This is a genomic window from Shewanella marisflavi (assembly GCF_023283925.1).
Lineage (GTDB): Bacteria > Pseudomonadota > Gammaproteobacteria > Enterobacterales > Shewanellaceae > Shewanella > Shewanella marisflavi.
The window spans coordinates 392,357-412,885 of the sequence record NZ_JAKIKX010000001.1; the positions used below are offsets into that span (position 1 = coordinate 392,357).

General features: G+C 47.2%; 23 protein-coding genes. 15 read left to right on the forward strand and 8 right to left on the reverse strand.

Annotated elements, in window-relative coordinates; all coding sequences use genetic code 11:
• The first annotated feature begins 70 nt into the window (after window positions 1-70).
• Window positions 71-1,252 (forward strand): tetratricopeptide repeat protein, encoded by a 1,182-nt coding sequence (locus L2712_RS01675; RefSeq protein ID WP_248976696.1) that lies wholly within the window; start codon window positions 71-73, stop codon window positions 1,250-1,252.
• A gap of 44 nt (window positions 1,253-1,296) precedes the next feature.
• Here L2712_RS01675 and L2712_RS01680 read toward each other — a convergent pair whose 3' ends face one another.
• The gene (locus L2712_RS01680; RefSeq protein WP_248976697.1) at window positions 1,297-1,995 is read right to left on the reverse strand and encodes a substrate-binding periplasmic protein; all 699 of its coding nucleotides are present in this window, start codon (window positions 1,993-1,995) and stop codon (window positions 1,297-1,299) included.
• Between the two features lie 379 nt (window positions 1,996-2,374).
• On the opposite strand from L2712_RS01680, the gene aroG reads away from it, so the two are divergent.
• Window positions 2,375-3,427, forward strand: a complete 1,053-nt coding sequence (gene aroG / locus L2712_RS01685; protein ID WP_248976698.1) for a 3-deoxy-7-phosphoheptulonate synthase AroG — start codon at window positions 2,375-2,377, stop codon at window positions 3,425-3,427.
• A gap of 54 nt (window positions 3,428-3,481) precedes the next feature.
• On the opposite strand, the gene L2712_RS01690 is transcribed toward aroG, so the two are convergent.
• Window positions 3,482-3,658 (reverse strand): hypothetical protein, encoded by a 177-nt coding sequence (locus tag L2712_RS01690; protein ID WP_088905362.1) that lies wholly within the window; start codon window positions 3,656-3,658, stop codon window positions 3,482-3,484.
• Window positions 3,659-4,066: 408 nt separating this feature from the next.
• Here L2712_RS01690 and L2712_RS01695 point away from each other — a divergent pair, with 408 nt between their 5' ends.
• Both L2712_RS01695 and L2712_RS01700 read left to right on the forward strand, forming a co-directional pair.
• Window positions 4,067-5,842 (forward strand): ABCB family ABC transporter ATP-binding protein/permease, encoded by a 1,776-nt coding sequence (locus L2712_RS01695; RefSeq protein WP_248976699.1) that lies wholly within the window; start codon window positions 4,067-4,069, stop codon window positions 5,840-5,842.
• 74 nt (window positions 5,843-5,916) lie between these two features.
• Window positions 5,917-6,180: a hypothetical protein gene (locus tag L2712_RS01700; RefSeq protein WP_248976700.1), complete on the forward strand. Its 264-nt coding sequence runs from the start codon at window positions 5,917-5,919 to the stop codon at window positions 6,178-6,180.
• Here the strand turns inward: L2712_RS01700 and L2712_RS01705 are convergent.
• Together L2712_RS01705 and L2712_RS01710 are read right to left on the reverse strand one after the other, a co-directional pair.
• Window positions 6,177-6,386, reverse strand: a complete 210-nt coding sequence (locus L2712_RS01705; RefSeq protein WP_248976701.1) for a hypothetical protein — start codon at window positions 6,384-6,386, stop codon at window positions 6,177-6,179. The genes L2712_RS01700 and L2712_RS01705 overlap by 4 nt on opposite strands.
• Window positions 6,387-6,500: 114 nt before the next feature.
• Window positions 6,501-7,037, reverse strand: a complete 537-nt coding sequence (locus tag L2712_RS01710) for a histidine phosphatase family protein (RefSeq protein WP_248976702.1) — start codon at window positions 7,035-7,037, stop codon at window positions 6,501-6,503.
• Between the two features lie 154 nt (window positions 7,038-7,191).
• On the opposite strand from L2712_RS01710, the gene L2712_RS01715 reads away from it, so the two are divergent.
• The 3 genes from L2712_RS01715 to L2712_RS01725 all read left to right on the forward strand — a co-directional run bounded on the left by L2712_RS01715 (window position 7,192) and on the right by L2712_RS01725 (window position 9,253).
• Window positions 7,192-7,773, forward strand: a complete 582-nt coding sequence (locus L2712_RS01715; RefSeq protein WP_033537941.1) for a DUF5610 domain-containing protein — start codon at window positions 7,192-7,194, stop codon at window positions 7,771-7,773.
• A gap of 129 nt (window positions 7,774-7,902) precedes the next feature.
• The gene (locus tag L2712_RS01720) at window positions 7,903-8,643 is read left to right on the forward strand and encodes a ferredoxin--NADP reductase (RefSeq protein WP_248976703.1); all 741 of its coding nucleotides are present in this window, start codon (window positions 7,903-7,905) and stop codon (window positions 8,641-8,643) included.
• Between the two features lie 10 nt (window positions 8,644-8,653).
• Entirely contained in the window at window positions 8,654-9,253 is a 600-nt protein-coding gene (locus tag L2712_RS01725; RefSeq protein ID WP_248976704.1) for a glutathione S-transferase N-terminal domain-containing protein, read from the forward strand.
• On the opposite strand, the gene L2712_RS01730 is transcribed toward L2712_RS01725, so the two are convergent.
• A complete protein-coding gene (locus L2712_RS01730; protein WP_052125467.1) occupies window positions 9,243-9,713 on the reverse strand; it encodes a hypothetical protein in 471 nt (156 codons plus the stop codon). The genes L2712_RS01725 and L2712_RS01730 overlap by 11 nt on opposite strands.
• 171 nt (window positions 9,714-9,884) lie before the next feature.
• Between L2712_RS01730 and L2712_RS01735 the strand changes: the two genes are divergently transcribed.
• The 4 genes from L2712_RS01735 (at window position 9,885) to L2712_RS01750 (ending at window position 14,827) form a co-directional block, all read left to right on the forward strand.
• Complete coding sequence (locus tag L2712_RS01735) at window positions 9,885-10,892, forward strand: Fe(3+) ABC transporter substrate-binding protein (protein WP_248976705.1); 1,008 nt, start codon at window positions 9,885-9,887, stop codon at window positions 10,890-10,892.
• A gap of 154 nt (window positions 10,893-11,046) precedes the next feature.
• Entirely contained in the window at window positions 11,047-12,678 is a 1,632-nt protein-coding gene (locus tag L2712_RS01740) for an ABC transporter permease (RefSeq protein WP_033537945.1), read from the forward strand.
• Window position 12,679: 1 nt separating this feature from the next.
• Window positions 12,680-13,708: an ABC transporter ATP-binding protein gene (locus tag L2712_RS01745; RefSeq protein WP_033537946.1), complete on the forward strand. Its 1,029-nt coding sequence runs from the start codon at window positions 12,680-12,682 to the stop codon at window positions 13,706-13,708.
• Window positions 13,709-13,882: 174 nt separating this feature from the next.
• Entirely contained in the window at window positions 13,883-14,827 is a 945-nt protein-coding gene (locus L2712_RS01750) for a Dyp-type peroxidase (protein WP_248976706.1), read from the forward strand.
• A gap of 67 nt (window positions 14,828-14,894) precedes the next feature.
• On the opposite strand, the gene L2712_RS01755 is transcribed toward L2712_RS01750, so the two are convergent.
• Both L2712_RS01755 and argR read right to left on the reverse strand, forming a co-directional pair.
• Window positions 14,895-15,353: a cupin domain-containing protein gene (locus L2712_RS01755; protein WP_033537948.1), complete on the reverse strand. Its 459-nt coding sequence runs from the start codon at window positions 15,351-15,353 to the stop codon at window positions 14,895-14,897.
• A gap of 140 nt (window positions 15,354-15,493) precedes the next feature.
• A complete protein-coding gene (gene argR, locus L2712_RS01760; protein WP_033537949.1) occupies window positions 15,494-15,964 on the reverse strand; it encodes a transcriptional regulator ArgR in 471 nt (156 codons plus the stop codon).
• Between the two features lie 309 nt (window positions 15,965-16,273).
• Between argR and mdh the strand changes: the two genes are divergently transcribed.
• Window positions 16,274-17,209 carry a malate dehydrogenase gene (gene mdh / locus L2712_RS01765; protein ID WP_033537950.1) on the forward strand — a complete coding sequence of 312 codons (936 nt, stop codon included), beginning with the start codon at window positions 16,274-16,276 and terminating at the stop codon, window positions 17,207-17,209.
• A gap of 108 nt (window positions 17,210-17,317) precedes the next feature.
• Here mdh and ispB read toward each other — a convergent pair whose 3' ends face one another.
• Entirely contained in the window at window positions 17,318-18,289 is a 972-nt protein-coding gene (gene ispB / locus L2712_RS01770) for an octaprenyl diphosphate synthase (RefSeq protein WP_248976707.1), read from the reverse strand.
• Window positions 18,290-18,564: 275 nt separating this feature from the next.
• Here ispB and rplU point away from each other — a divergent pair, with 275 nt between their 5' ends.
• The 3 genes from rplU (at window position 18,565) to cgtA (ending at window position 20,529) form a co-directional block, all read left to right on the forward strand.
• A complete protein-coding gene (rplU, locus tag L2712_RS01775) occupies window positions 18,565-18,876 on the forward strand; it encodes a 50S ribosomal protein L21 (protein ID WP_033537952.1) in 312 nt (103 codons plus the stop codon).
• A gap of 15 nt (window positions 18,877-18,891) precedes the next feature.
• Window positions 18,892-19,146 (forward strand): 50S ribosomal protein L27, encoded by a 255-nt coding sequence (gene rpmA / locus L2712_RS01780; protein WP_033537953.1) that lies wholly within the window; start codon window positions 18,892-18,894, stop codon window positions 19,144-19,146.
• 219 nt (window positions 19,147-19,365) lie between these two features.
• Complete coding sequence (gene cgtA / locus L2712_RS01785; protein ID WP_248976708.1) at window positions 19,366-20,529, forward strand: Obg family GTPase CgtA; 1,164 nt, start codon at window positions 19,366-19,368, stop codon at window positions 20,527-20,529.

The window sequence follows — 20,529 nt, forward strand, 5'->3', positions numbered from 1 at the left end:
TTGCAGGGGCAAAACCCAAAAGGCTACTTTATGATAGATCTTAGGGTGCCATCATAAGCGTAGGTTAAAGATGAGAAGGCTAATTGAGTGTCAATGCGCTATGTTACTGTTATTGCTAATAGTCAGCGGTTGTGCCAGCGGCCCAGGTAAGGAGACCATCGCGAATATAGAGCAATACTTTGTCGATAATGAATTTGCAGAGGTAGCGGTTGAAGTGACCCCTGATGAGCTGTTTGCCTTGCCTCCTCAGGTGGAAGTGGATCTTCGACAAGAGTATAAGCGCAGTCGTATGGCGCGAGACTATATTGCCGCTAACCTTTGGCTAGCCAATTACATTAATGCCGACAATGGCGGCTTTAAGTACCAAGACAACCTTACCAAAACTCCGATGGATACTTTCAATGCCCGCGCCGGGAACTGTTTGTCTTTGGTGCTATTGAGTGCCTCGCTCGCAGACGCCCTGGGGGTCGATGTGGAGTTTCAAGAGGTCGATGTTCCGCCAGTATGGGATAAGGCGGGGGATTTCTACTTGGTGAATGGACATATTAACCTGCGTCTCATACCGCGAGAGAGCAGTGAGACCTTTCTTGCGGACAAGAATGCACTTCAGATCGATTTCCTGCCGGAGCGCAGCATGCGAGGTTATGCCAAGCGACGTATCGACAGAACCACTGTGATGGCGATGTTTTATAACAATGTGGCTGCCGAGTCTTTGGTTGAAGGCAAATATGATTTGTCCTACGCCTATTTGAAACAGAGTCTGCAATTGAAAGCCGATTTTATTCCGGCGTTGAACACCTTGGCGATTCTTTATCGTTATAAAGGCTTGGATGAGAAGGCTGAGGTTCTCTATAAGTTGGCATTGTCGCAAAATAGCGAAGATATGAATGCGCTGTTTAATTATGGGGTGCTGCTCGCCAGTCAAAATCGGCTAGAGGAGTGGGCTGAGGTCCATAAAACGCTGGAGTTGGTCAGGATACGTAACCCTTATTACTACTATGATATGGCTCAGCAAGCCTATTCAGATCATGAATACCAAACCGCATTGACATGGTATAAGCGTGCTGTAGAAAAGGCCGATTATCGGCATGAGTTCTACTTTGGATTATCTCGCGCTTATTGGGCTATGGGAGACGAGCGCCGGGCCAAGTTGAATATGCAAAAAGCGCTCTCACTGTCGGTTGATGAATATAACCAGAAACGTTACCAGGCTAAGTTGCAGGCGATGCAATCTCATCTCGGGATGCATTAATCCTGCTGGGGCAGTTTGCCTGCATCACTCGCTATATTAATCCGTTAGCCACCTGGGGCAAGCTTTCCTGTCGCTTCCTCTTGCTCCAGTTGTGCAATGCCTAAATCTATTTTTTCTGCCAAGCTTTTGTCGTGACAGGCTATTTTACGTGGTGCTTGGGAAAATAGTGGGTGTTCTCGAGTGGCTAGGCCAGTATCAAGTTTAAATTTGAGTTGATTGCGATAGTAGTCAAATATGCGCCTTTCTAAAATAATCGCATCGACCCGTCCAGAGAAGAGCATCATCACCTGGCTTCGCTGACTATTTGACTCCCCATACTTTGGATTGCCTTTCGCCATGTCATAAAATGTACTGCCCAAATATTGTGTTGCATTTTGGAACCCCATTACCGAGAGGCTTGCCAGATCGTTAACGTTTTCAATTACTATTGCCTTGCTCGCTAAGGTAAATACACTATTTTGATAGCTGATCAGGCTGCGAGTGTAATAGAGGTCGTTGAGATTGTCCGGTGCGTTAATGAGGCAATCGACGTTTTTACTCAATACCTGACGAATTGCCCGTTTATTGGGTGATAAATAGATGTGCTCTATCGACATCTGTTGTTTTGCCAGGGCGGCTGTCAGCCTGTCATATTGAATGCCACTTTGGCCGTTGGCAAAGAAATAGGGGGGGATAGTGTTGCTGACGGCAAAAGTGCGTTTGTCGATAGTATGATTGCCTAAAGCTTTGACAGAAAATAGCATAAAACAGCTTAGTAACAGCAACCTTCTCATTCGTATTTTTCATCCCCTTTACTCAATCGCGTTGGCGTTAGCCTATCTATTCGAGTGAGTTGTATTAGTGTGTTTTAGCTTGATGAATACCTACTATAGATAGGCTTCTGTGTGATTTCCATCTAAATATTAACACTTTGTTCTGTTAGATCTGGCAACCATCGCAGCTTGTTTGTTAGAAGTCTTGAAAATAAAAAATATTTAATTCAATTATAACAATTGGTTATTGTTATCTTTTTTATTTTATTAATGTTTGGTTGCAATAGAGTGGGATACTGGATAAATTGAATTCAGTAGTGCAATAGAGAGACACGTATTTAATCCAGAGCCGGAGTGGAAAATTTTTATCATGTATTATCAAACTGATGACGTTCGCATTAATAAAATAAAAGAGTTATTACCCCCTGTTGCGATTCTTGAGCGATTTCCGGCAAGCGAAAATGCATCGGCGACAGTGTTTAATGCACGGCAGAATATCCACAATATCCTCAAAAAAGAAGATGATCGTCTGTTGGTGATTATCGGACCTTGTTCTATTCATGATCCTAAAGCCGCGCTCGAATATGGTGAGCGTCTGGTTAAGTTACGAGAGCAGTATCGTGACCAACTGGAAGTGGTCATGCGGGTTTATTTTGAAAAACCGCGCACGACTGTGGGTTGGAAGGGACTGATTAATGACCCTTATATGGACAACAGCTTCAAGCTCAATGATGGTTTGCGCACCGCGAGAAAATTATTGCTGGATCTTAATGAGCTGGGCATCCCAACGGCGGGCGAGTTCTTAGATATGATCACACCACAGTATGTGGCGGACCTTATGTGTTGGGGCGCAATTGGTGCTCGCACCACAGAATCTCAAGTGCATAGAGAGTTAGCTTCGGGTTTGTCATGTCCTGTCGGCTTTAAAAATGGGACTGACGGTACCATTAAGGTGGCGATTGATGCTATCGGCGCAGCCAGTGCTCCACATCATTTTCTTTCAGTGACCAAGTTTGGCCATTCAGCCATTGTGTCGACCAAGGGAAATCCCGATTGCCACATCATTTTACGTGGGGGGAAAGAGCCCAATTACAGTGCTGAACATGTGAAGGCGATCAGTGAGCAGTTGACTAAAGCGAACCTAGCGCAAAATATCATGGTGGACTTTAGCCATGCCAATAGCAGCAAGCGATATAAGCGGCAGATGCTGGTGGCCGAAGATGTTGCACAGCAAGTGGGTAAGGGTGAACGCGCTATTTTTGGCGTGATGGTAGAAAGCCATCTGGTTGAGGGTCGACAGGATTATGTTGAAGGACAACCTCTATGCTACGGCCAGAGTATCACTGATGCCTGTATTGGCTGGGAAGACACCGAAACCTTGCTGGCAAGGCTGAATCAAAGTGTTATCGAGCGGCGCGCTTAAACGACAGTCATTAAAAAAGGAAGCTTTAGGCTTCCTTTTTTATTATTGGCAATCTCATTTGTTTTGCTGCTGCACCAAATATTCATTGGCTTTAGCAAGACTGCCAAAAGACGATATTAAGTTATTTTGGCCCTTTTGCTGGATTTCTGGGCTGTTCGATTCGGTCATCATCCATACCCAAGTTTGTATCAGTGGCAATGGAGGGTATTGCACGTCAGATGATTGTGGCATATCGGCTTCCTTTAAAATGTGGGGTTATTCTTGCTCTGCGCTTAGCTCTGCTAACCCATCTTAAGCTGAGCTTGAGATTATCAAAATCTAAGGCAAGAGATAACAATAAATACCCCTGTGAAACATTAAAGTGATAATTATCTCACTCGGAATAGTTCTTTTTTCTAGTTTGGTTGCAAATAAATAGGTCGAAAGTAGTATCTATTGTTCCCGGGGAGCTTGTCAATTGGGTCTCCTTGCCCCCTGATTTCAATGTTGTGACTGAGTCACTGAGTTGTCATTTAATGCTCGCAGTGAAATGGACTGGTGATGCACATTTGTCATGAGGTAAGATGGTGTATCTAGTGGCTTTTACCTTAATTTCGCCTAAATGCCATCGTCTCTCTTTTGATGCTAGCTGGAGTTGCAATGCGTCCCTCTCTCTATTTTGATGGTCCAATCGATAAACTTAATTGGCATGTGTTGAAACTCCTTTGGCCCTATTTACTCGAGTTTAAGGGGCGAGTCCTTTTGGCGCTTGCCTGTCTGGTGGTGGCTAAGTTAGCCAGTGTCGGCTTACCTTTTGTGTTAAAGGAGTTGGTCGATACCCTGGGCGATGCATCAAATCTACAGTTGGTTAGCGTGCCTATTGCACTAGTGGTTGCCTATGGTGGATTACGTCTACTTAATACCGTGATTTCAGAGGTACGAGATACTCTGTTCGGCCGAGTGACTGAGCGTGCCATCCGCCGTTTAGGATTATCGGTTTTTGAACATCTACATAGGTTGGATCTGGCCTTCCATCTGGAGCGCCGTACCGGTGGCTTGTCGCGGGATATTGAGCGTGGCACCAGTGGCGTCAGCTTCCTGATGCGTTTTATGGTGTTTAATATTGTACCAACCCTACTTGAGATCGCTCTGGTGGTGGGGATCCTCTTCTACAACTACGGCTGGGCTTTTGCGGCGATAACCCTCAGTGCCGTAGTTGCCTATATTCTCTTTTCCGTGCTGGCCACTGAGTGGCGTACTGGATTTGTGCGGGAAGCCGCTCAAGCGGATTCGCAATCAAATACCCGTGCGATAGACAGTCTGCTTAACTACGAGACGGTTAAATATTTCAATAATGAAACCTATGAATCAGAGCAATATGATCATGCTTTGGAGCGCTGGGAAGTCGCTAAGCGTAAGAATCGTCTCTCACTGTTTGCCTTGAATGCCGGTCAGGCATTTATTATCTCCTTGGCGATGACGCTTATGTTGGCATTGGCCGCGACTCAGGTGACCGAGGGACTCATGACTATAGGTGACTTCGTACTGATTAACGCCTTTATGATGCAACTCTTTATGCCCCTTAATTTCTTGGGGTTTGTCTACCGGGAGATCCGTGGCGCGCTGGCCAATATCGAGCGAATGTTTAGCTTGCTAGACAGGGAGCCTAAGGTGATAGACACTTCTGATGCTAAGTCACCTGAGCTACCCCAAGGTAGCCTCAAATTTGAGGGCGTTAGTTTTCACTATGGTGATCGCCCAATTTTATCTGATGTGAGCTTCGAGATCCCTGCCGGTCATAAGGTGGCGATAGTGGGTGATAGCGGTGCAGGTAAGTCTACTATCGTAAAGTTGCTGTTTCGCTTCTATGAGGCGCAGCAGGGGCGAGTTACCATAGACGGACATGACATTCTGGGTCTCACTCAGCATGCACTGCGCAGCGCTATCGCCATTGTTCCACAAGATACTGTGCTGTTTAATGATTCGCTGCTGGAGAACATTCGCTATGGCTCACCGGGTGCCAGTGATGAAGAGGTGATGGAGGCGGTCAAACTGGCCCACCTGTCGACCTTTGTTTCTCAATTAAGTGAAGGCTGGCACACAAAGGTAGGCGAGAGAGGGTTAAAATTGTCCGGCGGAGAGAAGCAGCGAGTCGCAATAGCCAGGGCGATTCTTAAAGGTTCGCCTTTGCTGGTGTTCGATGAAGCGACCTCGTCGCTCGATAGCCATTCAGAGCAGGCTATCTTGAATGCACTTAAAGAGATGGCAAAGGGGCACACCAGTTTAGTGATTGCTCATCGGCTCTCGACTGTGGTGGATGCGGATCAGATCCTTGTATTGAGTCAGGGTAAGATAGTTGAGCGCGGCGATCATCAAAGCCTGTTGGCGGCAGATGGTCTGTATAAGAAGTTATGGACGGTCCAAAATCAGCACTAAAAGTGTGGGATTAAGTCTTTATTCAGGTTTGATTAGCATAATATTGTAAACATAGTGCTCACGGAGAAGAATCCATGAAGAATATTCCAATACACGCCAGCATTGAAGGTCAAACCCGGGTCGTCGACACAGATTGGCTAGCCATTATGGCAACGCTAAGAGAACGTGGACTGGAACAGGATGAGCTGCAATTGGTCTATTCACAGCTGAATTCTTATCTCAAAGTGACTACAAGAGGACTTACCTTAGCTAAGATACCGCCTTCAATGGCTATTGAGGGGATTACACGTGAGGTGAAGGGGTCTACCTATGAAGATATGGGAGTGGTTCGACTTTAAGCTGTCTTTGAGGTGTTTATCGGCTTCCAGCCATCGCAAAGTAGGCTGAGTTTGGGGTTTTGGGGTTCATAGGGGGTCAGCCTGATGATCTCCCCAGCCTTAAAACAGATGGTTTCGCCTTCGATAACAGTGAGTCGGTCACAGTTTTGGCAACTGACCGACAGTGGTTTACTCTTACTTCCCGAACCAAAAAACGAATTACTCACCAGTTAATCTCCGTGGTCACGCTTAACGCCAATTCTCTGGCGCTATTCCATATGTTGCTAATGTAATCAAGTTTAGCCTATAAATCTAGCGCTATCTAGACTAATGTCTAATCCTTAATGGGTAATGGCTGAAGATGCACCATATTGAGTCTTTATCAGACTGCTTGGACCATTTTCGGGTACTGAAAGTATATATAAATGGTTATATTCATTCTCTTTTAATTGTGGGATTTTGGGTCCTTTGAGTGCATCTATGATTGGTGCCAGGGTATTTGAGTGACCCGCGATAATCACATTGCCCTCCTCTTGGTTCACCCGTTCGACAATTGCCTTTATGTGCGCCGCTAGATCCGGTCCGGCATCGACTATAGTTACAGGGAGTTGACGGGCGCTGATAATCGGCGCCAGTGTTTCTTGGGTACGCCGATACTGAGTTGCTATAGCCAGGCTTAGCGGGGTGTTAGCTAAGGTCTCTATTAGCGCCTGAGCCCTAATTTTCCCCTGTTCTGTCAGTGATGGATCTCGTCCGTTAGCCGCCTTTTCGGCGTGGCGAACTAGAATGACGGTTTTCCCCTCACTCCCTTGATTTGCCTCAGCTAAAGGCTGGTAGAGCAAAAGCGAGATGAGGGCATAGCTTAACAGTTTTAACATGGGTAACCTCAGGCATCTTGAGCTGGTTTGTTAGGATAAACCATTTATTGGTCGATGCCGATGTAAGATTACATGATCAATTTGTTTAAAGTTGGCTATAAAATGGTCGATAATAGAGGTTGAGGGTGAATTTAATTTCTTGAGAGAGGCGATTATGGAGATTCAAAATCACGGCGGAGCCGTATCAGCGGCGGCGCGAAATAAAACAGATTCGACAACGAATCATGGTCAGCAAGTCTCCGAAGTGGCCAAGAACAAGACGGCATTGGCAGCCAGTAAGCAGTTGATGAATGCGGCTATCTTATCGGCGCAGCAGGAGGTCAACCTCAGTGCTGGTAATGAACCTATGCAGCTGCTGTACAAAGCGGCTATCGAAGCCATTAATGAGGAGTTAGCGCCGACCATGGGTGAACATGCCATCGAAACGGCAGTTGCTCAAGGGGTCGATACATCGCCAGAAGCGACAGCCGATCGCATCGTCAGCTTTGCAACCCAGTTTTTTGCTATTCATCAGGAGCAAAACCGAGGCCTCTCCTTCGATGAGCAACTTAACTCCTTTATGGATATTATCGGTGGTGCTATCGATCAAGGTTTCGACGAGGCCAAGGATATTTTATCCGGCCTTAAAGTCTTGGAAGGAGATATTGCCGATGGTGTCGATAAGACCTACAGCTTAGTGCAGGAAGGTCTGCAGGCTTTTAGAGACAGTTTTAATGATGATACGGCGCAAGAATAGTGCTTGCTTACATTCCAATATCATTGATTAAACCCCTTAGACTAAGGGGTTTTTTGTTGTCTTGACTCTAGCTAAAAATCTATCAATGATGGGACTAACAGTATCCATAAGGCCGATAGAGGTAGCGAGATGTGGGGAGAGGCGAAGGTAGTAGAGCGAATAGACTGGAGTGATCAATTATTTACCCTGAAGTTGTCGGCCGATATTGGTGACTTTATTGCCGGGCAATTTATTAAACTATCGCTACATATCGACGATAAACGTGTCGCCCGGGCTTATTCACTGGTCAATGCCCCGCATGAGTCCCTGTTGGAGGTTCTGGCGGTCAGCGTCGATGATGGACTCTTGTCTCCCAAGCTGCAGGCCCTTAACCCTGGGGATAGCGTCGATATCTCTACTAAAGCGGCTGGGTTTATGACCCTGGATGAACTGCCAAAACAGGGTAAGCACTTATGGCTGTTTGCTACAGGCACAGCCGTTGGTCCCTTTATTTCCATGATGAGAACTGCTGAGCCGTGGCAGAGATTTGAGCGTGTGATCTTAGTCTATGGTGTAAGATATCAAGAAGATCTCGCCTATTACCAAGAGCTTAAGACATTCGAGGCTCAGTATCCCGGCCTGTTCTCCTTGGTCACTTCAGTGACGCGTGAGCCAGTGGAAGGGGCGATCAGCTGCCGCATCACTCAAGGGGTCGAGAGTGGCCTTATTGAGCAGCGAGTCGGCTTGTCACTCAATCCGCAAGATTCACAGGTGATGATTTGCGGTCATCCAGAGATGATTAAAGAGTTGAATACCTTGTTACAGTCCCGCGGATTGGCGAAAAACCTTCGTCGGGCGCCAGGGCAGATAACTGTTGAAAAATATTGGTAGAGGATTCGAGATGCAACTATTGTTTTCTGAGGCGTCACCCTATGCGAGAACGGTTCGGGTGGTGATTGCGCAATTTGCCGTGGCGGGTATAGAGCAAGTTAGTGTTAATCCGCTTGAGAATGGCGAGCTGCTGCTTACTGCCAACCCTTTGGCTAAGATCCCTTGCCTCATGTTAAACGATGGCGGCGCCCTGTATGACAGCGAGGTGATCCTGCGATATCTGGATCATGAATACTGTGGTGGTAAGCTGTTTGGTCAGCCTGGGGACTCTTGGTATGGCGAGACGCAATACTCGCTGATTAAGGGCTTACTCGACAGCGCGGTGGCGTTAAGACAGGAGCAGATGCGTGATGATGAAGGACTGCGCAGCCCCTTTTGGACCGCGAGATTTGAGCAAGCTCTGTTGAGGGGGTTAGCGCAGATCGAACAGATGGGAATTTCGGGTCACAGTCAGCTTTCTCTTCAGCAGATCTGTTTAGCCTGTTTATTGGAATATCTGGACTTTCGGCATCCAGATTTGGATTGGCGTAAGATTGCACCTGCAACGGCTAGGTGGTTAAAGTCCTTTTCTAAGTTAGAGGCTATGGTCAGCACTCGACCTAATGTCTAGTATCGCTTTGGCGTCGACCCTTACTTGGTTGGTGGCGCCTGTTGGTTTCGCCAAAGACACCATAGAGCTCGCGAGTGACGCCAAAGTCTAGCCGCCTATCTTCTGTCTGTCCCCGCCTGTCCTCATGGTGTCGATAGCGGCAACTGCAATCCGCTTTAGTACAACCCGCTAAGGGGAGGGGTGGAGCATCGTCAGATAGAAATCGCTTGCCCTTGAGTTTTTCTGCATTTTTACATAAGCCTTCATCACTCACAATTTCGACACAGTGATAGGGGTGGATGGTGTTGTGTTTGACGCTCGGCGCATGAGGAACTTCTTCGCTGATCACGCTAGCACTGAGGTTTGATGGCTGGGGCTGAGAGCGGCGTGAACGTTTCACTTTTACCCGGGTAAACCTGTGTTTAAAAAGGAATAAAAGTAATATAACGGCGAGTATAAGGGCGAGAATTTCCAAAAACATGTGAGCTCCTTTTTTAAGCCGAGTCTTTTGAGTTTAGTCAGAGAGGCTTTTTTGGTCAAAATGAGACATCAAGGGGATTTTTACCTGTTTACTCTTGCCGTATAGCCTAAGATTGATTACGCTAACCGCGATTGATAATGGTTATCATTAACTTTGTTTGGGAGTACTCTCATGAGATTCATGAAGCGTTTGGCTGTTTTTGGGTTTGCTTGTGTGGCATCTGTTGCCAATGCGGCTGATAGTGTTACTGTTTATTCTTATCGTCAGGCTTTTCTTATTGATCCTATTTTGGCGGACTTCACCAAGGAGACCGGCATTAAAGTGAATCTGGTGTTCTCCAAGCAAGGCATCGCCGAACGTATGGCAAGAGAGGGACGCTTATCCCCAGTGGATCTGGTGCTGACCTCTGATTTCTCTCGTTTGATGGAGTTGGCCGATAAGCAGCTAGTGGCGCCGGTGGACAGTGAGTTACTGACAAACAATATTCCAGCGAATCTACGTTCACCCGACGGTGATTGGTTTGCTCTGACCAAGCGGGTTCGTAACATCTACTCCTCCAAGGAACGTCTGGGCCCACTGACGATCGATTATGAAGATCTTGCCGATCCTAAGTTTAAGGGCAAGATCTGTACCCGTAGTGGTAAGCATCCCTACAATATCTCTTTGGTTGCCTCAATGATCGCCCATCATGGTGAGGCGAAGACTAAAGAGTGGCTAGAAGGCTTTAAAGCAAATCTGGCGCGAAAGCCACAGGGTAATGACAGAGCTCAGGTTAAAGCCGTTAAAGAAGGCCTGTGTGATATCGCCGTCGGTAATAGCTACTATCTGGGTAAAATGTTACAAGATCCAAAGCAAGTGCCTTGGGCAGAGGCTGTGAATATCAATTTCCCTAATCAGGCAAATCGCGGTTCACATATTAATGTTTCTGGGATGGCATTAGCCAAGTACGCGCCATCGCGGGAAAATGCAATTAAGTTAATGGAGTATCTTTCTGGTGATCAGGCACAGCAAAGTTACGCCGAGTTAAACATGGAGTATCCAGTGAAGCCAGATGTGAAACCGTCTCAGCTGGTGGCATCTTGGGGTGAGTTTAAAGCCGATTCACTGCCTATTCACAAACTTGCCGAGTATCACAGTGCTGCGGTAAGGTTACTTGATGAAGTGAAGTTCGATCTCTAGTGGCGTAGGCCTCCTGATTATATTAAAGCCTTCCCTGGGGAAGGCTTTGTTGTTTTTGCCCTAAGTCGCTTTTACTAAGTAATAATCGTTCGTCTTTAAGCTTAAATTTAAGTTGGTCAATGATAATGACCTCCCTTTTTTACTGAGGCTCTATATGATTTTAGGCTTTCCCAAAAGCTGGTCGACTATCAGTTATCTGACGGCGATCTGCTTTGTCTTACCGTTAGCCGCTATCTGTATTCAGGCGCTGGTTCCTGACGAGGCCGTGTTTGGCCATCTGATGCAGACAGTATTACCCACTTATCTCTTTAATACCTTAGGGTTAATGTTCTTGGTGAGTTTGGGAGCCTTGCTGTTAGCCGTGCCCGCCGCTTGGTGTGTGGCCCGCTGCGAATTTCCGGGTCGTGCCTGGTTTCAATGGGGTCTGCTCTTGCCTCTGGCTATGCCTGCCTACGTCGTGGCCTATGTTTATACGGATCTGCTTGATTACGCCGGTCCAGTGCAGTCTTGGCTGAGAGAGTTTTATGGCTGGCAATCACAGATGGATTACTATTTTCCTGATGTGCGTACCTTAGGTGGGGCCTCCTTGATACTTGCCTTGGTGCTGTTTCCCTATATTTATCTTCTGGCGCGCACCGCCTTTATGGAGCAGTCTCCCAGTCTGCTGCATGCCTCACGGGTCATGGGAGCGAGCCCCTGGCGCAGTTTTTGGCGTCTGAATTTGCCGATGGCCAGACCGGCATTGGCCGTTGGTGCAGCTTTGGTGGCGATGGAAACGGCGGCAGATTTTGCTACGGTAAGCTACTTTGCTGTGCCCACCTTAACCACGGCGGTCTACGATACCTGGTTAGGCTATGGTAGCTTGGCGGCGGCCGCAAAACTGTCGGCCATGATCTTGCTTGTCGTATTTTGCCTGATTGGCGTTGAACGATTTGCCCGGCGCAAGCAGCAACTGTTTCAAAAGCAGACCCCCATTTCTACCCATGACAGATATCAGCTGAAACCTGGTGCAGCTTGGTTGGCCTTTGGGTATTGCGCGATTTTGCTGCTGTTTGCTTTTGGGATCCCCATGTGGGTGCTGCTTGGTTATGCCTGGGACTACTTTAGTGTCAGCTGGAATGATGATTTTTGGCAATATAGCCTGAATAGTTTGCTCATCGCCTTAGTGGTCAGTCTGCTAACGGTTATCGTGGCTTTATTGTTGATGTTTGTAAGACGCTGTAGCCCCAGAACTATTGATATTTTGCCCTCACGCCTCGCCTCGACCGGGTATGCGTTGCCGGGGACTGTTTTGGCCATTGGTGTCTTGGTTCCACTGACCTATCTGGATTTTGCCGTCAATGACCTCTATCGCTATTTTGGGGTCATGGGGCCAGGCCTTATTTTTAGTGGTACGCTATTTGTTTTAATTTTTGCCTTCGCCATTCGTTTTGCTGCCATTGCAATTGGTAGTATTGAGAACAGCTATAAACACATTAATCCCTCTTTAGATATGGCCTCTGTGACCATGGGGGTTAGGCCTGCGTCTATTCTATCTCGGGTACACTTACCGCTGCTGCGTAGTGGTATATTTGCCGCTATCTTATTGGTGTTTATCGAATGTATGAAAGAGCTGCCTGCAGCACTTTTACTCAGGCCGGTGGGATTTGAAAACCTGGCGACCTATGTCTATCAGTTCGTATCTGATGAACAGTTGGAGCATGGGGCGCTGGGCGCTATCGTTATCGTCTTAGTGGGACTTATTCCGCTTATCTATCTAAATCGCTCGCTGGAGCAAGGGAAGTAATATGTCGACACTCTCCATCGAGAACCTACATAGTGACTATCAAGGGCAGCTTATTCTGCGCGGGTTGGATCTGGTGTTACGCCAAGGGGAAATTGCCGCCTTACTCGGTCCCAGTGGCTGCGGCAAGACCACTTTGCTTAAAGCGATTGCGGGTTTACAACCCATAAGCCAAGGCTCGATAAGTATTAACGGCAGGTTGTTGTCAGGGCCGGGGGTATTTGTGCCGAGCGAAAGGCGCGAGGTTGGCATGATCTTTCAAGATTATGCTCTGTTTCCCCATCTGACGGTGGCCGATAACATTTTGTTTGGTGTGAAAGGGCTTGATGGCGCCAAGAGACAGGCGCGATTGGACGAGATGCTCGCCTTGGTCAAGCTAGAAGGGTTGGCGGGGCGCTATCCCCATGAGCTTTCCGGCGGTCAGCAGCAAAGGGTGTCGATTGCCAGGGCTTTGGCCTATGAACCTGAGCTACTATTACTCGACGAGCCCTTTTCGAATATTGATGCCAAGGTGCGGGGCGAGATGATGTTGGAGATCAGGGAGATCTTAAAGCAGCGTAATGTGAGCGCCGTTTTTGTTACCCATAGCAAGGATGAGGCCTTTGTGTTTGCCGACAAGCTGGCGCTCTTTAAAGAGGGACGCATTGTTCAGTATGGCTGCGCCGAGGAACTCTATAGTGCGCCGACAGATAAATATGTGGCTGAATTTCTTGGCCAGGTGAACTATCTTGGCTGCGAAGTCGAATCGACCGATGCCCTGCAGACACAGTTAGGTTTGATTCAAAGTAGCAGTGCTTTATCTCAAGGGGTTGGCTATCGCGGAGAGCTGTTATTGCGCCCCGAGCAACTGCAAATGAGAGAAGATGAACAGGGCGGGGGCACAGTGATTGCCCGGCGTTTTCTGGGTAATGTTTGCCATTACCGGGTGTTAATTGGTGAGAAGATACTTGAGGTACGTTCCGCTTTGCATGGTTTCACCCCAGGGCAGCGTGTGGCATTATCGGTTGAGCCCCATCCTGTGGTCCTGTTTTAAGCCTGATTGATATAACACTTTTGCAACCGACTATGGTTGCGGGCATTAAAAAAAGTTAATCTACCCACTTAACGACGTTTCGCTTTAACGGTTTGTGGGTTGTGTAATACTAATTATCGCTAAAGTTTCGGATAATATTGCCGAAATTGAGACTGACGAAAGGTAGGTTTATTTATGGATAATCTGGTTATGCCACGTGAACAACTGGGTGTGTGTGCCGAAGGAAATTTACATAGTGTGTATTTGATGTTCAACGCTAATGACGGTGTCGAATCTCAACTTCGTCCCTGTGTCGCCAATGTTGCTCAATATATCTATGAATTAGCCGACCAATATGCCGACAGTACCTTTAACGGTTTCGTCGCTATTGGTGCGAACTATTGGGATAGTCTCTATCCGGTGCAGCGCCCCAAGCAGTTAAAGCCTTTCCCCGCTATGCACGCCGATAACCGCGATGCGCCGGCTCATGAATATGATCTCTTTGTGCACTTGCGCTGTGATCGTTATGACATCTTGCACCTGGTGGCGAACGAGGTTTGCCAGATGTTTGAAGACTTAGTTGAGCTGGTGGATGAGGAGCGGGGCTTCCAGTTTATGGACACCCGGGATCTGACTGGATTTGTTGATGGCACCGAAAACCCCAAGGGACGTCACCGTCAGGACGTGGCCTTGGTGGGTGATGAAGATGAGGTGTTCCGCAGTGGTAGTTACGTCCATGTACAGAAGTTTGCGCATAACCTGAGTAAATGGAATCGACTGCCACAGAAGAAACAGGAAGATATTTTTGGTCGTACTAAGATAGACAATATCGAGTACGCCTCTGAAGATAAGCCGCTCATCAGCCATACCAAACGTGTGAACCTGAAAGATGCCGATGGAAATTCGATGGAGATCTTACGTCAGAGCATGCCATACGGCTCGATGAAAGAGCAGGGGCTGATGTTTATTTCTGTCTGTAACAATTCGGTGCATTTTGAGAAGATGCTGCACAGCATGATCCATGGCGACGGAGAAGGGAATCACGATCACCTAATGCATTTCACTCAGGCGTTGACCGGTTCGGCATTCTTTGCCCCCTCGCTGGATTTCATGGAGCGAGAAGCTGATTTTGAGGGCTAACGCCGCGAAGTAGAGTCAATAAAAAACACACCTTAAGGTGTGTTTTTTTATGCCAGATAGAAGTGGATTAGCGGTCGGGATCCCAATAGTTGGTGGGCCGCTTGGCGTAGATCTCGTCGATAGATCTTACCTGTACTTTATTGTGTTCTGGGTACACTACAACATCATGGGGATCTCTGTTACCCAATACTAAGAAGAGAAAATCGGCATCGGACTCATTCTTTAATGTATGCGATACCCCAGAGTTGGCAGTAAAACAGATATAGTCGCCCTGTTTGAAGTCATGTGGCTCACCATTAATAAACAGGGTTGCTTCGCCTTGTAATGCGTAGAGGTGTTCCTCTTCCTTGGTGTGATAATGGGCGACAGAGGAGATCTTGCCTGGTTCAAGGCGCTCCATGGTGACACCTATCTGTCGACAGCCAGCGGCATCGCCGATATGTTTTTGATGACTGGCGTATTGATTTGAGTGTTGCCAAGATTCCCAGCAGAGGTTGTCGATATTAATTATCTTATTGTTATTCATCTCGGGTCCTTAACCATCAGGTGATAGAGGGGATGGTTCTGGCTCAGTGTATCCTATCTGATATACAGTATTCAATTTGGTCGCAAACAAAAAAAAGACACTCAGAGGTGTCTTTTTTATTTAGCCTATTTTAGCTGCGATTAATCTGCGTAGTTAAATAGTGATTTGACAGTGTCTAGGGTCTTGTCCACTTCCTGAATATTCGATGGACAGATAAAGATGGTGTCATCACCGGCAATGGTACCCAAAATACCTTCGGGCTTACCTATTGAGTCCAGCAATCTCGCGATAAGTTGAGCTGCTCCTGGACTGGTTCTGACGACGATCATAGATTGATTATGGTCTACATCCAGGACTAAGTTTTTCAGTGGGCTGCCCGCCGTCGGAACTCCGAGCTCGGCGGGTAAGCAGTAGACCATCTCTTGTTTGGCGTTGCGGGTACGCACTGCGCCAAACTTGCTCAACATACGTGAGACTTTGGATTGGTTAATATTGTTATAGCCCTCTGCTTGCAGGGCATTCACTATCTCACTCTGGGAGCCAAAGCGCTCCTCTTTCAAGATAGCCTTAAAGGTCTTTACAAGTTCGTCTTGATTTTTATTGGCTTGCATATCGAATTATTCTTATATTCAAAAAACTGGCTCATTGTGAATATTTTTGCGCCGTTAGTCAAGTGTTATTCGGATTGTGTGAATAAAAATTCAGGTTCTACTTGGTGTGTGATTTGGGCGGGGGAGTGGAGCTAAGTGGGGCCACTATATCGCAAAAGGGGCGTAAATGGCAGCTTGCAACGATAAAATGAAATTATCTGGCCACACGACTAAGGGATAATTGAATTTTTACCGTGATTCCAGTAATGTTGCGCCATCGGTAAATCTAGATCTATATCACATAATATCCAAGAATTAACGGAGATAACTATGAAAGTTGCTGTACTTGGTGCCGCCGGTGGTATTGGCCAGGCTCTTGCCCTACTACTTAAAACTCAATTGCCTGCCGGTTCAAAACTATCCCTTTATGATATAGCACCAGTCACTCCTGGTGTTGCTGTAGACTTAAGCCATATCCCTACGGCTGTTGAAGTTAAAGGTTTTGCGGGTGAAGATCCAACGCCAGCGTTAGAAGGTGCCGATGTGGTACTTATCTCTGCAGGTGTTGCACGTAAGCCTGGTATGGATCGCTCAGATCTATTTAACATCAATGCGGGTATCGTAAGAAACCTGGTTGAGAAGTGTGCAGCAACTTGTCCTAAGGCGCTGATTGGTATTATCACTAACCCAGTGAACACTACAGTGGCTATTGCTGCTGAGGTGTTAAAAGCGGCGGGTGTTTACGATAAGAACCGTCTGTTCGGTGTGACGACACTTGATGTTATCCGTTCTGAAACTTTCGTTGCCGAAGCGAAAGGTCTGAATGTTGCTGACGTTAAAGTTAACGTTATTGGTGGCCACAGTGGCGTGACTATTCTGCCTCTGCTATCTCAAGTTGAAGGCGTAAGCTTCTCTGATGAAGAAGTGGCTGCACTAACTACTCGTATCCAGAACGCTGGTACTGAAGTGGTTGAAGCTAAAGCCGGTGGCGGCAGCGCGACACTTTCTATGGGTCAAGCGGCTTGTCGTTTCGGTCTGTCACTGGTTCGTGGCCTACAGGGCGAAGCGAATGTGGTGGAATGTGCCTATGTTGATGGTGGCAGTGAACATGCCGAGTTCTTCGCACAACCAGTACTTCTGGGTAAGAATGGTGTTGAGCAAGTACTTGCTTATGGTGAAGTGAGCGAGTTTGAAGCTAACGCTCGTGACGCTATGCTAGATACACTGAAAGCCGATATCACTCTAGGTGTCGACTTCGTTAAGTAAGACACAGTGTGAGTAAGGTTTAGTCCTGAATAAAAAATGGAGCCAATTGGCTCCATTTTTTTATGTGTGATGTTATCGACGCATCGCAAGCTTGAAGACTTGCTCTAATTAGTGATTGCGCGCGACAGCGATTTTAGCAAGGGATATCAAAGCCTGCTTGTAGTCGCTATCAGGGATAATATCTAAGGCGCGTATCGCTTTCTCAGCCTCTTCCTGAGCCCTTTTCTCTGTATAGTTAAGGGCACCACACTCTTGTAGTGCATTTAGTATGGTTTCTATGTGTCCTGTACCGTCGCCTTGTTCGATTGCATCGCGGATCAATTGGCGTTCGATCTCATTTCCATTGGCTATGGCGTAGATCAGTGGCAGAGTAGGTTTACCCTCGGCTAAGTCATCACCTATGTTTTTGCCCAGCTCTTCGGTGTCGGCAGTATAGTCGAGCAGGTCGTCGGTAAGCTGAAAGGCTGTGCCTAAGTATTTACCATAGTCGGCAAGGGCGGTTTGTACCTCTATGCTGCTATCGGCCAGTACGCCAGCGAGACGTGTGGCTGCCTCGAATAGTTTGGCGGTCTTGCAATAGATCACCCGCATATAGCTTTCTTCGGTGGTGTCCGGATCGTTGCAGTTCATTAACTGAAGCACTTCACCTTCGGCCAATACGTTAGTGGCATCGGCGAGCACCTCAAGAACCTGCATGCTCTTAAGCTCGGTCATCATCTGAAATGAGCGGGTATAGAGGAAATCCCCTACTAATACGCTGGCGCTATTGCCAAATAGGGCATTGGCAGTTTCTCGGCCGCGTCTTAACATAGACTCATCAACTACGTCGTCATGCAGTAGAGAAGCGGTATGAATGAACTCTACGATTGCAGCCAATTTAAGATGTGCTTCGCCTTCGTAGTCGATAGCACGGGCAGCTAAGATAGAGAGCAGCGGCCGCATACGCTTGCCCCCGCCGTTGATGATGTAGAATCCGAGTTGGTTAATAAGGGCGACATCCGAATCCAACTGCTTATAAATAAGTCGGTCGACGGCTTTCATATCAGCGTCTGCCAGCTGACGAATGGCATTCAAATCCATATAATGGCTCTACTTTTAGGGTTGCGGAGTAAATCAGACAGCCCAAATTAAGGCGAAAATGTTATAATTACCAGATTCTACCTAAAAATGCCTCGCCTGACAGTAGCAGAAGAGTATTGTGCGAGTAATTCCGATCTTTTTTTGATCAAAGCGAATTAGGACTTGTCAGCCAGGCGAACTTAGCGTAAACTCCGCGACCATTGTCATTAAAGCTTTTATAGCACCCGGCCAAACAAAAAGGGTCTGCGTGCTAGAAATATCGGAGTAAAATAGCTATGTACGCTGTTTTTCAAAGTGGTGGTAAGCAACACCGTGTTGCTGAAGGCCATACTGTACGTCTAGAGAAATTAGAAGTTGCTACAGGTGAAACTATCGAATTTGACCAAGTTCTTTTGGTTGCTGATGGTGAAACTGTACACGTTGGTGCACCTTTAGTTGAAGGTGGTAAGGTTGTTGCTGAAGTTGTCAGCCATGGCCGTGGCGAAAAGGTAACTATCGTTAAGTTCCGTCGTCGTAAGCACCACGATAAGAAGATGGGCCACCGTCAGTGGTTCACCGAAGTCAAAATTACAGCTATCAACGCTTAATAAGGAGTCTGACTAATGGCACATAAAAAAGCTGGCGGTTCTACTCGTAACGGCCGCGATTCAGAAAGCAAACGTCTTGGTGTTAAGCGTTTCGGTGGTGAATCAGTTTTAGCTGGTAACATCATCGTTCGTCAACGTGGTACTAAGTTCCACGCAGGTGTTAACGTAGGTATCGGTCGTGACCATACTCTATTTGCACTATCTGACGGTAAAGTTAAGTTCGAAGTTAAAGGTCCTAACAACCGTAAGTTCGTTAGCATCGAAGCTTAATACTTAGCTCACCAAAGCTAGTTTCTAAAGCCCTGCCTCTGGTAGGGCTTTATTGTTTATGAAGAATATTTACTGGTGAAATGAGCCGAATCCTTGCTCCAGCACCAGTCCAGTATTGTCTTAGCCCCCTAGATGGCAGAGGCAGTCGCATCATTGTTTTTTGGCGGTACGATTCGATAGGCAGTATAATCGGTCTATTGTTCGGCGCCTGGAGTTGGTATGAAGTTTGTCGATGAAGCTGTGATCAGAGTTGAAGCTGGTGATGGCGGTAGTGGTTGCGTTAGTTTTCGACGCGAAAAGTATGTGCCTGATGGTGGGCCTGATGGTGGCGATGGTGGCGATGGCGGCAGTGTCTATCTGGAGGCCGACGAAAACCTCAATACTTTGATCGATTACCGTTTTGAACGTTTTCATTTTGCAGAACGTGGTCAGAATGGCCGCGGCCGTGATTGTACCGGTCATGGTGGTAAAGATCTTATCTTAAAGGTGCCAGTAGGGACCCGCGCTGTCGATGAGGAAACTCAAGAGGCGTTAGGGGATCTTAAAGCCCATGGTCAAAAGCTTTTGGTGGCCAAAGGTGGTTTCCATGGCCTAGGTAACACTCGCTTTAAGAGCAGTACTAACCGCGCGCCACGTCAAAAGACCTTAGGTACTCCTGGTGAAGTTCGCAGCTTGAGACTCGAGTTGATGCTCCTGGCTGATGTGGGCTTGCTTGGTATGCCAAACGCAGGTAAGTCGACCTTTATTCGCTCTGTGTCGCGTGCTAAGCCTAAGGTTGCCGATTATCCGTTTACCACCTTAGTGCCAAACCTAGGGGTTGTTACGCCAAGACATGGCCAGAGCTTTGTGATCGCCGATATTCCTGGATTGATCGAAGGCGCAGCCGAAGGTGCTGGCTTAGGTATTCGATTCCTTAAGCACCTCGAGCGTTGCCGTGTACTGCTGCATATCCTGGATATCGAGCCTATCGATGGCACAGATCCGGTTGACAGTGCCAGAGCTATTGTCGGTGAGCTAGAGAAGCACTCTCCGTTGCTGGCCAGCAAGCCTCGTTGGTTGGTATTTAACAAAACCGATCTGCTACTTGAGGAAGAGGTTCAAGAGCGTGTCGATCGTATTGTAAAAGAGCTGGATTGGCAGGGAGAAGTTTTCTGTATCTCGGCCTATAACCGTCAAGGCACCCAGGAATTGGCGCTCAAGCTGATGGACTTTATCGACTCATTGCCGCCAGAAGTCGAGAAAGATCCCGATGCAGAGGTCGAATTCAAGTGGGATAACTATCATCAGAAGAGTCAGGAAGTGGTCAACGAAGATTATGATGACGACTTTGACGATGATTTCGATGATGATGACTATGACGTCGAAATCATCTATCAAAGGTAA